The sequence below is a fragment of the Sphingobacterium sp. WOUb80 genome, from assembly GCF_050058145.1.
Lineage (GTDB): Bacteria > Bacteroidota > Bacteroidia > Sphingobacteriales > Sphingobacteriaceae > Sphingobacterium.
Window position 1 is genome coordinate 3686991 of the sequence record NZ_CP165617.1, and the last position, 15506, is coordinate 3702496.

General features: G+C 43.6%; 8 protein-coding genes, 2 tRNA genes and 3 rRNA genes. 7 read left to right on the plus strand and 6 right to left on the minus strand.

The window, feature by feature from the left end:
- Positions 1-9 precede the first annotated feature (9 nt).
- The 3 genes from AB1Z56_RS15435 (at position 10) to AB1Z56_RS15445 (ending at position 1766) form a co-directional block, all read left to right on the plus strand.
- Positions 10-432 (plus strand): OsmC family protein, encoded by a 423-nt coding sequence (locus tag AB1Z56_RS15435; protein WP_309362225.1) that lies wholly within the window; start codon positions 10-12, stop codon positions 430-432.
- An 11-nt stretch (positions 433-443) separates the two neighbouring features.
- Positions 444-758, plus strand: coding sequence for a hypothetical protein (locus AB1Z56_RS15440; protein ID WP_426789589.1), 315 nt, complete (start codon positions 444-446; stop codon positions 756-758).
- A 129-nt stretch (positions 759-887) separates the two neighbouring features.
- Positions 888-1766 (plus strand): pirin family protein, encoded by an 879-nt coding sequence (locus tag AB1Z56_RS15445; RefSeq protein WP_426789590.1) that lies wholly within the window; start codon positions 888-890, stop codon positions 1764-1766.
- A 166-nt stretch (positions 1767-1932) separates the two neighbouring features.
- On the opposite strand, the gene AB1Z56_RS15450 is transcribed toward AB1Z56_RS15445, so the two are convergent.
- From AB1Z56_RS15450 to AB1Z56_RS15475, 6 genes are all read right to left on the minus strand, one after another.
- Positions 1933-5799, minus strand: coding sequence for a TIM-barrel domain-containing protein (locus AB1Z56_RS15450; RefSeq protein WP_426789591.1), 3867 nt, complete (start codon positions 5797-5799; stop codon positions 1933-1935).
- A 415-nt stretch (positions 5800-6214) separates the two neighbouring features.
- Positions 6215-6326 (minus strand): 5S ribosomal RNA (gene rrf, locus AB1Z56_RS15455).
- Positions 6327-6429: 103 nt separating this feature from the next.
- A 23S ribosomal RNA gene (locus tag AB1Z56_RS15460) occupies positions 6430-9309 on the minus strand.
- Positions 9310-9539: 230 nt separating this feature from the next.
- Positions 9540-9613: transfer RNA gene (locus AB1Z56_RS15465), tRNA-Ala, on the minus strand.
- Positions 9614-9624: 11 nt separating this feature from the next.
- A tRNA-Ile gene (locus AB1Z56_RS15470) sits at positions 9625-9698 on the minus strand.
- 120 nt (positions 9699-9818) lie between these two features.
- Positions 9819-11346, minus strand: a 16S ribosomal RNA gene (locus tag AB1Z56_RS15475).
- The 16S, 23S and 5S rRNA genes sit together here with 2 tRNA genes alongside, the layout of an rRNA operon.
- 970 nt (positions 11347-12316) lie before the next feature.
- Here AB1Z56_RS15475 and AB1Z56_RS15480 point away from each other — a divergent pair.
- The 4 genes from AB1Z56_RS15480 to AB1Z56_RS15495 all read left to right on the plus strand — a co-directional run bounded on the left by AB1Z56_RS15480 (position 12317) and on the right by AB1Z56_RS15495 (position 15505).
- Positions 12317-13150, plus strand: a complete 834-nt coding sequence (locus tag AB1Z56_RS15480; RefSeq protein ID WP_313268829.1) for a helix-turn-helix transcriptional regulator — start codon at positions 12317-12319, stop codon at positions 13148-13150.
- 115 nt (positions 13151-13265) lie between these two features.
- Positions 13266-14123 carry a 4,5-DOPA dioxygenase extradiol gene (ygiD, locus tag AB1Z56_RS15485; RefSeq protein WP_426789592.1) on the plus strand — a complete coding sequence of 286 codons (858 nt, stop codon included), beginning with the start codon at positions 13266-13268 and terminating at the stop codon, positions 14121-14123.
- 178 nt (positions 14124-14301) lie between these two features.
- Entirely contained in the window at positions 14302-14589 is a 288-nt protein-coding gene (locus tag AB1Z56_RS15490; protein ID WP_426789593.1) for a SelT/SelW/SelH family protein, read from the plus strand.
- A gap of 79 nt (positions 14590-14668) precedes the next feature.
- Complete coding sequence (locus tag AB1Z56_RS15495) at positions 14669-15505, plus strand: bifunctional transcriptional activator/DNA repair enzyme AdaA (protein ID WP_309364139.1); 837 nt, start codon at positions 14669-14671, stop codon at positions 15503-15505.
- The last annotated feature ends 1 nt before the right edge of the window (position 15506 follow it).

Consider the following 15506-nt stretch of genomic DNA (forward strand, 5'->3'; position numbering starts at 1 on the left):
ATTATCCGTATGAAATATATATTGGAAAACCCTGTCATCGGTCATATTACCGAGCAGAAATATAAGACCACCATCCAATGGAGAAATGGAGAATTTATTACGGATGAACCTGAAAAGCTTGGTGGCAGAGATCTTGGGCCTGACCCCTACACCCTTCTGATTTCATCGCTTGTATCCTGTACCTTAGCTACTCTACGCATGTACATCGATAAAAAAGGGCTTGATATTCCAGAAATTTCCGTCAGTTCAAATATGTATCTAAAAATTGAAAAAGGACAGGTGGTCACGTATTTTGATCGCGAGATCGCCTTTGGACAATTTTTAGCAGAAGATACCCGAGAACGCCTTCAACAAATTGCCGAAGAATGTCCCATTTCAAAAATTTTAAAGGGTAATGCCATTGTTAATACAGTCATCAGGACAAATCCCTAAACAAGAACAATATGAACACCTTAACCTTTCTCCTATTTGGTAAAAATGAAGAAATCCTTCTGACGCTCAAGAGAATCATTGAAAGCACACCCGGCTGGAATGCAACGATACAACAGGATCTGGGTATCTGTAAGAAACATCTGATAAATGATCCAGTAGATGTTTTATTATTGAGTTCAGGACTCTCTCCTCAAGAAGAGCGTGAAATAACAGATCACCTTTCGCGGCTTACTTATTCGATTGGCCTCATCAAACATTATGGCGGAGGAAGTGGACTTCTAAAAAATGAGGTCTATAGTCTTTTTCCAGACTTACGCTCCGTTTAATAAAGCCCAGACCATAGCAATAGCTTCCTAGAGAAAAAACCGAAAACCGTTAAAACCCTTTCTTTATTGAACTAGTTCAATGAAAATCGGCGGCTAAAAGGCTACTTTCGAGTAATAAATAAGAAGATCATGAACAGACAGAACTTTATAAAAAAAGGCCTTTTAGGTTCCGGAATATTTACAGCAACAGTTTCTTCAGCTGATATTTTAAAGAATGATATTGACGAGATAGAACCGCTTGAAACGCTGGATGCCGAAGATGTAAACTATAATTCGGACAAATTGGAAAACCATAGTGTCCTCCATAAAGCAGCTACACGAGGTCATGCAAATCATGGCTGGTTAGAAAGCAATCATACGTTTAGCTTCGCTAATTATCACAACCCCGAACGTATGCACTTTGGTGTACTACGGGTATTAAATGATGATATGGTGGCTGAGGGAAGAGGATTTGGCAAACACCCGCACGATAATATGGAAATCATCAGTATCCCTTTGGAAGGTGATTTGCAACACGAAGACAGCATGGGTAACAAAGCCATTATCCGAAAAGGAGATATTCAGGTCATGAGCGCCGGAACGGGCATCATACACAGTGAATATAATAAAAACACCGATCAGGTAGTCAAGTTTCTTCAGATTTGGGTTTACCCTAATCAACGGAATGTGAGCCCGCGATACGATCAAATTACCTTGGATATAGCGCAAAGACAGAATAAATTCCAACAAATACTTTCTCCCAATCCAGAAGACGAGGGAGTATGGATCCATCAGGATGCCTGGTTTTCCATGGGGCACTTTGACAAGGACGTCCAAACAAAATACCAGATTAAAAAGGCAGGAAATGGTGTATATGTTTTTGTAATAAAAGGCAGTGTTACTGTCGAAGGACAAGAATTGGAAAGCAGAGATGGCTTTGGAATTTGGGATGTTGCTGAAATTAACCTGAAAGTAACCTCAGCAGATACTGAAATCCTGCTGATGGATCTCAGTATGATATTGGACTAATTGTGTGCACTTAGCTATCAATTAACAAAACCTTCATGACTTCGCAGACACCAACAGCAATGAAAGCAAACTGAAGGTTCTTTCTGGCCAATAAAATCAGACACTTTCAGAAAAAAAAGGGAGCTCTGCATGAGACTCCCCTTTTTGTTAAGGCTTTTTACTATTTTTAGAACGTGACGGAATTCAGCTTTTTATCAACCAAAATACCATCTATTGCTTTCAGATTGAAGTTGACATTGCGTTTTGCTTTCAATTTAATCTTAAATAAAACTTCGGCTCCATTCAAAGTTTCCTTGTTGCCTAGATTAACAAAAGTTGCATACAGCGCTTTACTTCCATTGGTATGAAGACGATCGTTACTATAATTGTTCATCTCTTTTAGATGTACAGGTTCAATACCGATATATTCAAAATCGCCCTGATTGTAAGGAAGAGCAAAACTAAGTGCATTGACAGCTTTAAGATTCTCTCCACTAACACTGATCTCTACAATATCACCCGATTTTAAGGTCGTTTTTGAAGGAATCAATTTTAATTTACCACTGACCTTTTCTTCTTTATTTGGTTTTGCACCACCTTCTATGACAACAGCAACATTGGAAATATCATAAGCGTCAATCAGCTTATTTTTATTAACATCACCATTGCTGACATAACCTTCGAAATCTCCATCTCCCAGTCGCAATCCCGTATAGTTAATATATGAAGTCAAGTCATTATGATCGATCAATCGGTCATTATTAATATCGCCCGGTAAGTAGCTTGACGATCCTGGTACTTTAAACACATATAATTCTCTTCCGGAGCCAAAACCTCCCACAGCTTCAGAAACTGAAATTTTAATAAATCGGGCTACTGGATGGGTTCCAAAATCAAAACGTTTCATTTCGCCATCACGTTTCCAGTCAAAACTACCAGCTTCCGTCCAGGTATCCTTATCATTGCTATAGAATACCTTTCCTTTTAAAATGATACCATTTCCGCCATCGGTCCTTGGAAGATACTCAAACTTATCCAATTGATTAACAGACTTGAGATCTAGGGTCATATCAAACGGAACAGCTGTCTGTCCCCATTTTGTATGCCACATATCCCCTTCATCATAGTTGAACAATTTATTGATACCATTTCCGCCTTGGTTATCTACAGAAGTCTCTGCTTTGATTCCTTCAATGGCAAATTCCAATGGATTCGCTTTTGTTTTAGCGGCAAATGTACTCCAATCTGAAACACCAGATTTATTGACAGCCCTAATTTTAAACTGGTAGTCAGTTTCAGCTGCCAATCCTTCGAACAGCAATTGACTGTCCTTGATAGTTGAATAGATCAGATTGTTGAATTCAATTTCATAATAATCGGCATTTGCAACCTTTTCCCATGTTGGGGTTAAGGTATATGCTTGTGTATGTTGATCTGTAATCACAGCTTTTGGGGAACTCAAAGCACCAGTCTGAGCCAGGTAGTTGTCTACAGGAGCATACTCGAAGCCCTCCAATTGTACTTCTATTGCAGTCGACGAGACATCCTGTTTGGCCAGTCGCACCAGCAACATTGGATTTTTAACTAAAGGTACTTTTTCAAATTCCGATCCCTTGGTTGCAAACTGATTCAGGTTCGGTTGTGCATCGTAGAAGTATACATTTTCAGAGGCATTAAATTCATTTAATGTACGTACTTCCTTAAGCTTGATCGTTTTCTTATTGACTTTTGCTGTCAATTTCTTCGGTGCTCTGCTCACGTTAAAACGGATTTCGGTAGACTTCATTTTCTCAAATCCATCGAATTCACCTTGCGCTGGAGCAATAATCAACTCTACCTTATTGTTGTTAAGGCTTGAAGTTATAGTTGTATTTACCCCCTTACCATAACGATATGCTTCCGTCTTTCCATCATCATCGTATTCAACAAAGCTAGAACTTCCGTACGGATACACTTCATAGATACGTTGATCCTTTTTAATTTCCAGCACATTATTATTTGGATTGGTCACCGGAATAATAGCACCATTTTTCACGAAAACAGGTAGCTTCCAAATAGGCACATTAAAGTTATTGATAATACGACCACCTTGGTATTTTTCACCTGTAAAATAATCAATCCATTCACCATCCGGCAGGTAGATACCATTGCGCATATCATTTCCCTTTTCATCCACACGTGTTTCCTGATAAATCGGTGCTACAAGGAAATTTGGACCATAGAGGTACTGGTATTGCGTTGCCTTTCCAAGCGTATAAGCATTTGCTTGCTCTAAAAACATCGCACGAATGATAGGAAGTCCATCTACCGCTTGTTTCGCAACACTATAGCTATAGGGAACTAGTTGAGACTTCAATTTCAAATACAGACGATTGATCGAAGTAGCCGGTTCGCCCAGTGCGTGCGGGTACTTTTCGTTCGATCCCCAACCATCCATATTGAGTTCCATGGGTGTCCAGGTTTTCCATTGAAAATCACGGATATTGACCTTAAAGTTTTTACCACCAAAGATCCCGTCCATATCGGAAGTAATATTGGGCTGACCTGAAAGTCCCGAGCCGATATATGTTGGTATATGGAATCGGATATATTCCCATACCCCGCCAGTTTGGTCACCCGACCAGATACCCGCGTAGCGCTGTGTACCTGCCCAACCATCCAATGAAATTATAAATGGACGAGCATTGTTGCCATAGTAAGGCATGGTATGTCCAACATCAGCGACCCCATTGAGACCAAAAGAATATCCTGGACCAACCCAGGCCACATCCGTTTTTAGGACTCTCACACCTGCATCCCGTACCTCTTTTACGATATCACGTTGCAGTAATGCACTGATGCTATCTTTGGGATGGAGATCAGACTGTGTCCATAAACCGATTTCCACACCATTCTTACGTGCATAATCGCCAAACTCTTTCAAGTTTTGGATATTTCCATCTAAAGATGCCGTTTGGCCATATCCAGCACCATAACCATCATTAGGAAGAATCCAGCCCAAAGGCATGTCATGTGCTTTATAACGGTCTATGACTGCTCGAGCCGAAAATTGATAATTATTTTTCTCACCATTAAGCGATTCTTTGACTCCACCATTGTCCTTTTGGCTTTCTTTATAGCGTTTGCCGTCTTCAAATAGAATTCCCTTTTCATCTTCTTTCCAAAAATCGCGGTTATACGCATTAAGATGTCCCTCATACAAACCAAACTTCGGTAGAAGAATTGGGTTGCCCGTCAATTGATAGAAATCATTGAGCAAAGGTACTATCCCGTCATTAATCATAAAAAAGACATCCAGATAATCCGTATCGTGTGCTAATTTGACTATCCCTTTAGTTTTGGCTCCAAAGGCATAATTCCCCTTCTTGAAGGTATGCCACATAAAACCATATCCTTTGGTTGACCAGTAATAAGGCGTTGGAGAGGCAACACCACCATCGGTCCAGCTGTTCTGATTTTCGATTGCAATCACTTTTCCCTTATGTGAAAAACGCCCATTTTGAACGCCACCACCAAAAAAGTATTCATCCGCATTTTCCTTCAATTCAACGCTTACTTGTTTCTCTTCGAAAACAATTGGTTTTAAGCTTTCAACTACAATTTTATTGCTTTTCCGATTGAGGATACTAAACTGAGAAGTCTGTTTATCCATTGAAAAAAGAATATCGTTAGTGGATATGCTGACCTTATTACCTTCATCCTTTACTTCAAGCCCGGTGACCGTTTTCCGAGGTTGCTCTACCAATATTTTTGCTTCGGGTTTTGCTTCGGGATCACGGATAATACCACCATGAACATCCTGGAACATCCTAAAAATATGATTACCGTAGAAATCTAACGTTAGACGTTGACCATTATCGTATACAATCTCGACTGTTGTCGGATTAATTTTCTGAATTGCGATAATTCGGTTACCTTGATCGTGACCTATTGTATTATAATAATTGATCGTACTTACTTTAGCGTCAACTCGAGTGGGTTGAAAAATAAAAGGAGAAGCCAATCCCATCAGTAAACTGACTTGTGCTTTTGTGCTCCAAAAAGATATCTTCATGCGTATGATTTATAATGCATTAAATTAACTTAACAATAATACAATAGTAAATCGAAGTAAAAAAGAGAATCAGGAATGCAAACGATTGTCCAATAATAATGTTGCAGGCTAACCAAGCTATTGTACGCTGTTCGGCAAAAATCGAGCGTTTAATTCCATATGGCTTATGAAATGTGCGTGATAATGAACGACACGTAAAACTGGAGAAATGGCTAATGGTACTGCATCATACCACTAAAGCACAGTAAAGGCTAAAGGACAATTGCGGAACAGCTTCCGATGGACCGGGCTCACCGACGGCCATGTGATGCAATAACCAATAGGCGGAGGATATGCAATAGCTTGTACATGCAAATACGGGAGTACTTAAACGAAAGAAGCCCTTGACTGTTTCCAGCAAGGGCTTCCGTGTAAAAAAAGGCACCGACCTACTCTCCCACCTGTTACGGCAATACCATCGGCTCTGGCGGGCTTGACTGCTCTGTTCGGAATGGGAAGAGGTAGACACCGCCGATATAGGCACCTAAAAATCTTTATTGGCTGGTTCCTGTTAGGAACATCACACCAACTGACATATATATTGAAAGATCATTTTAAAAATTAAAGAGGAAGACAACAGTGTCTGTCTGCTTGAGAAAGCTTCGGGCTATTAGTACCACTTGGCTTTGGTCTCTCAACCTTTACACCTATGGCCTATCAACGTAGTCATCTTCTACGACCCTATAAGGAAGTCTCATCTCGTGGCTAGTTTCGCACTTAGATGCTTTCAGCGCTTATCTATTCCAGACGTAGCTACCCTGCCGTACACCTGGCGGCATAACAGGTTCACCAGAGGTCTGTCCAACCCGGTCCTCTCGTACTAAGGTCAGATCCACTCAAACTTCCAACGCCCACAACAGATAGGGACCGAACTGTCTCGCGACGTTCTGAACCCAGCTCGCGTGCCACTTTAATGGGCGAACAGCCCAACCCTTGGGACCTTCTCCAGCCCCAGGATGTGACGAGCCGACATCGAGGTGCCAAACCTCCCCGTCGATATGAGCTCTTGGGGGAGATCAGCCTGTTATCCCCAGCGTACCTTTTATCCTTTGAGCGATGGCCCTTCCATACAGAACCACCGGATCACTATGTCCGTCTTTCGACCCTGTTCGACTTGTCGGTCTCACAGTCAAGCAAGCTTATGCCATTGCACTCCGCGTACGGTTACCAAGCGTACTGAGCTTACCTTTGAAAGCCTCCGTTACCTTTTTGGAGGCGACCACCCCAGTCAAACTACCCACCAAACAATGTCCTCCCCATAAGGGAGTTAGAAACCGAATACAGAAAGGGCGGTATTTCAAGGTTGATTCCATGACTCCTGGCGAAGCCACTTCAACATCTCCCGCCTATCCTACACATCCTGTACCCAATCTCAATGTTAAGCTATAGTGAAGGTGCATGGGGTCTTTCCGTCCCGTTGCGGGTAATCGGCGTCTTCACCGATACCACAATTTCACCGAGCTCATGGCTGAGACAGCGCCCAGATCGTTACACCATTCGTGCAGGTCGGAACTTACCCGACAAGGAATTTCGCTACCTTAGGACCGTTATAGTTACGGCCGCCGTTTACTGGGGCTTCGATTCAATGCTTCTCTTGCGATGACATCCCCTCTTAACCTTCCAGCACCGGGCAGGTGTCAGGCCTTATACTTCATCTTGCGATTTTGCAAAGCCATATGTTTTTGTTAAACAGTCGCCTGGGCCTTTTCACTGCGGCTGCTCTTCTCAGAGACAGCGCCCCTTCTCCCGAAGTTACAGGGCCATTTTGCCGAGTTCCTTAGCCATGACTCACTCGAGCACCTTAGGATTCTCTCCTCGACCACCTGTGTCGGTTTGCGGTACGGGTCTTCATAACCTGAAGCTTAGCGGGTTTTCTTGGAAGTCTGTTTACCTGCTCTATCAGCGCCACCGAAGCTTTGCTGTACTATTGGGTTTCAGCTAGAGTTGCGGATTTGCCTACAACTCCAATACCTACGCCTTTCAACGAACTATTCCGTCAGTTCGCGGCAGTGTCACTACTCCGTCACCACATCGCAGTTATGAAGAGTACTGGAATATTAACCAGTTGTCCATCGGCTTGCCCCCTTCGGGTGCGCCTTAGGTCCCGACTGACCCTGATCCGATTAACGTTGATCAGGAAACCTTGGTCTTTCGGTGGGCGGGTTTCTCACCCGCCTTATCGTTACTTATGCCTACATTTGCTTTTCCATAACCTCCACAGTTCATTGCCAAACTGCTTCCCCGGCGATGGAATGCTCCCCTACCAGATGTACCTAAGTACAAATCCATAGCTTCGGTACCGTTCTTGATGCCCGTTTATTATCCACGCCCGGCCGCTCGACTAGTGAGCTGTTACGCACTCTTTAAATGAATGGCTGCTTCCAAGCCAACATCCTAGCTGTCTGGGCAACCGGACCTCGTTAGTTCAACTTAGAACGAATTTGGGGACCTTAGCTGATGGTCTGGGTTCTTTCCCTCTCGGCCTTGGACCTTAGCACCCAAAGCCTCACTGCCGGCTATATTTGATAGCATTCGGAGTTCGTCTGGATTTGGTAGGATTTGACTCCCCCGCACCCAATCGGTAGCTCTACCTCTATCAAACTCTACGCCGACGCTGTTCCTAAAAACATTTCGGGGAGTACGAGCTATTTCCCAGTTTGATTGGCCTTTCACCCCTACCCTCAGGTCATCCGGAAACTTTTCAACGTTTATCGGTTCGGTCCTCCATTACATGTTACTGCAACTTCAACCTGCCCAAGGGTAGATCACAAGGTTTCGCGTCTACCTCATCTGACTATGCGCCCTATTAAGACTCGCTTTCGCTTCGGCTGCGTCCCTGAAGGACTTAACCTTGCCAGACAAGAGTAACTCGTAGGCTCATTATGCAAAAGGCACGCTGTCACAGAACTCGTCTGCTCCAACCGCTTGTAAGCACACGGTTTCAGGTTCTTTTCACTCCCCTGTTCGGGGTTCTTTTCACCTTTCCCTCACGGTACTGGTTCACTATCGGTCTCTCAGGAGTATTTAGCCTTACCAGATGGTGCTGGTGGATTCCCACAGGATTTCTCCGGTCCCGCGGTACTCAGGATACCACTATGTCAACATTCTTTACCTGTACGGGGCTCTCACCCTTGTCGCGCAGTTTCCCACCTGCTTCCAGTTCATAGCGCTGTACAATGTCGTGGTCCTACAACCCCGGCCATGCCGTAACATGATCGGTTTGGGCTCTTTCCCGTTCGCTCGCCACTACTTGGGAAATCATTGTTATTTTCTTCTCCTACGCCTACTTAGATGTTTCAGTTCAGCGCGTTCGCGTTTTATACGACTATTCTTCAAATAGTCAGGTTGCCCCATTCGGAAATCTCTGGATCAAGTCGCATTTGCCAATCCCCAAAGCTTATCGCAGCTTATCACGTCCTTCTTCGCCTCTGAGAGCCTAGGCATCCCCCGTGTGCCCTTATTTACTTTCTTCACCGGCATAGCCTTTTGCTACTATGCGGCTGCTTTTGATATATATACCCGTATGCTACGCAAAGATTCGTTCGGCCTTGACCGAGGGTCTCCTCTTTACATCAAGCACATACACGTATTGTCTCTATACTGTTGTCTTCTCTTGTAATTTTTTTTCTCTTTCAATATGTCAAAGAACTCTTTTTCCGGTTTTTATTCTGGAGCATCTGTCGATGTTCCTTCCGGAGATGTGGAGAATAACGGATTCGAACCGTTGACCCCCTGCGTGCAAGGCAGGTGCTCTAGCCAGCTGAGCTAATTCCCCGTATTTTTTCGTAGTCCCGAGCAGATTTGAACTGCTGACCCCTACATTATCAGTGTAGTGCTCTAACCAACTGAGCTACGGGACTAGCTTATCTTGTTCATCTCTTTCTCTCGGTCCTGCTCCTTGCGGGGCGGGCACTTTCTTCTGATGTTTTCTTCTTGTCAATCATATGTAACGTGACGAGCACCGATCTTCGATACTCTAGAAAGGAGGTATTCCAGCCGCACCTTCCGGTACGGCTACCTTGTTACGACTTAGCCCCAATTATCGGTTTTACCCTAACACGCTCCTCGCGGTAACATGCTTTAGGTACCCCCAACTTTCATGGCTTGACGGGCGGTGTGTACAAGGCCCGGGAACGTATTCACCGCGTCATTGCTGATACGCGATTACTAGCGAATCCAACTTCATGGGGTCGAGTTGCAGACCCCAATCCGAACTGTGAATGGCTTTTAGAGATTAGCATCATATTGCTATGTAGCTGCCCGCTGTACCATCCATTGTAGCACGTGTGTAGCCCCGGACGTAAGGGCCATGATGACTTGACGTCGTCCCCACCTTCCTCTCTGTTTGCACAGGCAGTCTGTTTAGAGTCCCCACCATTACATGCTGGCAACTAAACATAGGGGTTGCGCTCGTTGCGGGACTTAACCCAACACCTCACGGCACGAGCTGACGACAGCCATGCAGCACCTAGTTTCGTGTCCCGAAGGACGAGTGCGTCTCTGCACTCTTCACTAACTTTCAAGCCCGGGTAAGGTTCCTCGCGTATCATCGAATTAAACCACATGCTCCTCCGCTTGTGCGGGCCCCCGTCAATTCCTTTGAGTTTCACCCTTGCGGGCGTACTCCCCAGGTGGATAACTTAACGCTTTCGCTGGGACGCTGGCTGTCTATCGCCAACATCGAGTTATCATCGTTTAGGGCGTGGACTACCAGGGTATCTAATCCTGTTCGATCCCCACGCTTTCGTGCATCAGCGTCAATACCAGCTTAGTGAGCTGCCTTCGCAATCGGAGTTCTAAGACATATCTATGCATTTCACCGCTACTTGTCTTATTCCGCCCACTTCAAATGGATTCAAGCCCATCAGTATCAAAGGCACTGCGATGGTTGAGCCACCGTATTTCACCCCTGACTTAATAGGCCGCCTACGCACCCTTTAAACCCAATAAATCCGGATAACGCTCGGATCCTCCGTATTACCGCGGCTGCTGGCACGGAGTTAGCCGATCCTTATTCTTCCAGTACATTCAGCTATCTACACGTAGATAGGTTTATTCCTGGACAAAAGCAGTTTACAACCCATAGGGCAGTCATCCTGCACGCGGCATGGCTGGTTCAGGCTTCCGCCCATTGACCAATATTCCTTACTGCTGCCTCCCGTAGGAGTCTGGTCCGTGTCTCAGTACCAGTGTGGGGGATTCTCCTCTCAGAGCCCCTAGACATCGTCGCCTTGGTAAGCCGTTACCCTACCAACTAGCTAATGTCACGCGAGCCCATCTCTATCCTATAAATATTTAATCAACTGAACATGCGAACTGTTGATGTTATGCGGTGTTAATCTCTCTTTCGAGAGGCTATCCCCCTGATAGAGGTAGGTTGCTCACGCGTTACGCACCCGTGCGCCACTCTCACCAATGGTAGCAAGCTACCACCGGATCCCGTCCGACTTGCATGTATTAGGCCTGCCGCTAGCGTTCATCCTGAGCCAGGATCAAACTCTCCATTGTAAAATGAAGTTTTTGATTCCAACTATTTACATAATCAGAATTCTTTTTTTATATCTCTGATCTTGGATCGAATTGAACTAATTCTTGAATTTGTTCATGACTTTCGACTTTCGTCTGTCTACTCGTCACGCTTACATGATTGTGTTTTCTTAAAGAACTTTTGCCGCTTCAACTTCCGTATCCGCTATATTCCGATAGGCATTGCGCCTCTCTTTATCTTTTTTTTTGTTTTTCCTCCGTTTCCGTTGGGACTGCAAAGGTAGAAATCTTTTCTGAACTTCCAAAAACTTTTTCAAGTTTTTTTTCTTTTCTCTTTCTTCGATTTCCGCGTTTAAAATAAACTCAGCGGGATTTTAAATCCTGTCAAACTCTCTTAAACCCTTCTTTTTTCATGATTCCTTCTTTCGAAGCAACCGTGCCTCCCTTGCGGAGTGGTGCAAAGATAGGGAGTTTAAACACAAACTTCCAAGCCTTTTGTTCTTATTATTTTCATTTTTCCCTTAACTGCCTGTAACGGTGCGAGATTCTTTTTGGTTTTTGGTAGCGGCAGGTGCAGAGGGAGGCGAAAAAAGGCTGATCCAGCTGCCAGATTGGGCCATTCAAAGAACGCTGGTCATCATATATAGTATGGAGGCAGGCTTCGCACTGTATCTATTACCAATTTCGTTCAACTTTTGTTAATAATTAATAGGGGTATTACAGGGAGATAACAGGGAGATAACAGGGGGTTAACAGGGGGTTAGCAGGGGTACAACCCCTATAAACCCCCTGTTAAAATGGTGTTATATTGGTGTTAGTTATCAATCAGTATACAATTTGAGCCTAAGTGGGGTAACAACAGGCCTCCCCTTTTGTCAAAACTGCCACTGAAACAAGCAAAATATCAATATGAAAAGCCAAATGGTCTTTGACAAACAATATGTAATTGAAACCGTATATTCGTAAATAGCAAATTAAAATCTTCCTTATTTTGAACGGACTTTTCAAAATCTATAAAGTTGATGCCGATGAGGCACTGCGCATACAACAATCCAAAAACGAAATACATCAACATGATTTCGAAGAGCTGATTATTGGTGTGGCAGGAAAGCTCGAACATTTTATCGATTTTAAAACAAAAACTTACACCGCTCCATTTATAAGTTTTGTCACTCAGGGCAAAACCCACCGCGTCAAACCTCTTCTGCATAATAATAACATTGAATTTTGGGTCATTCGATTTAAAAGTGAATTTATCCCCGAAACGACTTTCCAGCTCTACGCCCATTTTCATGAAAATGCGACATTGACCTTTGCCAGCCCCAACTGCTTCGGCAGATTGACGATCTTATGTGAACTGATGCAGCAGGAATGCTTACAAACGAGCGTAGATTATGCCGTTATCAAGCAGCTATTGAGCACCATCTTTACCATGATTGAATCTGAACGGAAAAGACAATTTCCAGACAGCCAACAACAATTAAAAAATCAGAGTACAACCTTCACAAGCTTTCTTTCCATACTGGAAGAGAATTATCATCGTCCCGAAGGCGTTAATTTTTACGCAGAGAAGCTTTTTATGTCTGCACGAAACTTAAATTTAATTTGTCAGAGCATTTTACAACAAAGCGTTTCCGAAATTATTGAAACACGGAAACTTATTGAAGCAAAAAACCTCTTGTTGACAACGACTAAAACGATCTCGGAAATTGGTTTTGAACTCGGTTACCAAGATAAAGCCTACTTTACCAATGTCTTTAAAAAGAAAGCCGGCATGACACCTTCGGAATTTAGAAATGAAATCCAAAAACTTATTTCCGAATAGTACAACAGATTGACAGGATAATGGTACCGCCTAGCCAGGCCCATCCCCTACCTTTGTAATAAAAATTGACGCAGTCACATCATATCAAATGCGTAGAAAGGATTTTATTAAAATTATGGCAACATTACCATTAGCTGGAGTAGCACACAAAGCAAACTCTTTATATAAATTTTCTGGGGAACTCGAAGCAACCGACAAATATCCGGTTCTATTTCTAGGCCATGGAAGTCCCATGAACGCTATCGAAGACAATGAATTTGTACAGGGATTCAAAAAAATAGGTCAGACTTTCGAGAAACCGAAGGCTATTCTTGTTGTTTCTGCACACTGGGAAACACGTGGAACATTTGTCACAGCGATGGAGCATCCCGCCACCATTCATGACTTTGGCGGCTTTCCTCAGGCATTATTTGATGTCCAATACCCGGCTCCAGGCAGCCCGGCGCTCGCTTTAGAAACACAGCGTATTGTCAGCAAAACAGACGTTCATCTCGACGACAAATGGGGGCTGGACCATGGATCATGGTCTGTAGTCAAACATCTATACCCTAATGCAGACGTTCCCATTATTCAAATGAGCATCGATTACACACAGCCAGCAGCATACCATTATGAGATTGCACAGCAATTAAACACGCTAAGAAAAAAAGGGGTGCTCATTATAGGGAGTGGCAATATGGTGCACAACTTACGGATGGTCGCCTGGGACAAACTCGATACGGCAGGCTATGCGTATGAGTGGGCTACTATAGCCAACGAAAAAATGAAGCAATTCATTCAGAACGGCAACCATCAGGCGCTCATAGATTTTAGAAAACAGGGCAAAGAGTTTGACTTGGCAATTCCAACGCCTGAACATTACCTCCCTTTAATCTATACCTTAGGTCTACAGGAGAAGAATGACGAGCTGTTTCTCTTCAACGACAATTCAGTGGCTGGATCGCTGACGATGACTTCTTTGAAAATCGGTTAAGCCTCCAGCATACCTATCGGGATATCCAACACGACCAGCCCATTCCATTGACCGTTTTTATACAGTACCCGCCCGAGTGGGAAATAATCTCGAAATTTCTATGACAAAAATGGTTTTGATTGCAACAGCAGGATCAATAAATTTGTTTGAAACAAAAGAATGTACCTTAACTTGACTCATGGAAACAAAACCCGTTATTGAAATTGAATATTGTCCAAAATGCAATTGGATGCTGCGCGCCGCCTATATGGCACAGGAGGTGCTGAGTTCGTTCACGGATGAGATCCATGGCGTTATGCTGGTCCCCAGCGAAATTGCAGGCCGCTATACAATACGCGTAGCGAATCAGGAGATCTTCGACCGAAAAAGAGCCGGGCGATTTCCAGAGATTAAGGAACTCAAACAGCTGATCCGTGATTTAGTTGCACCGGAAAAGTCCCTGGGTCATTCGGACAAATCTTCTTAGTCGCACATTTAATTTAGCATAAATCGGATTTTAAAGACTTCTTCTTATTAGCAACTTTGTATAAATTAAATGAACAATCATGACTATTCAACAAGAAGTAGATTTTCAACGTATCGCCAAGGCCATACATTTCTTACAGGAAAACTTTAAGACGCAGCCTACATTGGGTCAGATCGCTTCTCATGTTTACATGAGTGAAGCTCATTTTCAACGCATGTTTACCGCATGGGCAGGTACAAGCCCTAAGAAATTCTTACAGTATGTGAGTATAAATCATGCAAAATCATTGCTCAGAGACAATAACATTGCTGAAACAACATTTCAGCTTGGCCTTTCCAGCAGCAGTAGACTTCATGAGCTATTTATCAATATTGAGGGAATGACTCCCGCTGAATATAAAAATGAAGGCTCCAATCTATTGATTTCCTACGCATATTATCAGAGCTTATTCGGTAGAATGCTAATTGCATCCACCCCAAAAGGTATTTGTCATATTGCCTATGTCGATGACGATTTAACAGCTCTTGACTCCCTGCAGCAACGATTTCCGAACGCAACATATCTACAACAGGGAAATAGCATGCACGAGAATGCACTCAAAGCATTAAATCCCCAAGACAAAGATATACGTCAGGTAAAATTGCATTTAAAAGGCACTGATTTTCAACTGAAAGTCTGGGAAGCCTTATTAAAAATCCCTATGGGCAACTTAAGCACCTACGGTGCTATCGCTTCTCAAATTGGAAACCCCAAGGCCTCCCGCGCTGTCGGCACAGCTGTCGGAAGCAATCCGATTGCATACCTTATCCCCTGTCATCGTGTGATACAAAACAGCGGAATATTTGGTGGCTACCGATGGGATCCGATGCGGAAAACAGCGATGATCGGATGGGAGACTTTGCATACCGCTATTTAGT

Bases quoted from the DNA above. Each gene is read 5' to 3' on its own strand.
- AB1Z56_RS15435 (WP_309362225.1), top strand. From the start codon at position 10: ATGAAATATATATTGGAAAACCCTGTCATCGGTCATATTACCGAGCAG.
- AB1Z56_RS15440 (WP_426789589.1), top strand. From the start codon at position 444: ATGAACACCTTAACCTTTCTCCTATTTGGTAAAAATGAAGAAATCCTT.
- AB1Z56_RS15445 (WP_426789590.1), top strand. From the start codon at position 888: ATGAACAGACAGAACTTTATAAAAAAAGGCCTTTTAGGTTCCGGAATA.
- AB1Z56_RS15450 (WP_426789591.1), bottom strand. From the start codon at position 5,799: ATGAAGATATCTTTTTGGAGCACAAAAGCACAAGTCAGTTTACTGATG.
- ygiD (WP_426789592.1), top strand. From the start codon at position 13,266: ATGGCAACATTACCATTAGCTGGAGTAGCACACAAAGCAAACTCTTTA.
- AB1Z56_RS15490 (WP_426789593.1), top strand. From the start codon at position 14,302: ATGGAAACAAAACCCGTTATTGAAATTGAATATTGTCCAAAATGCAAT.
- AB1Z56_RS15495 (WP_309364139.1), top strand. From the start codon at position 14,669: ATGACTATTCAACAAGAAGTAGATTTTCAACGTATCGCCAAGGCCATA.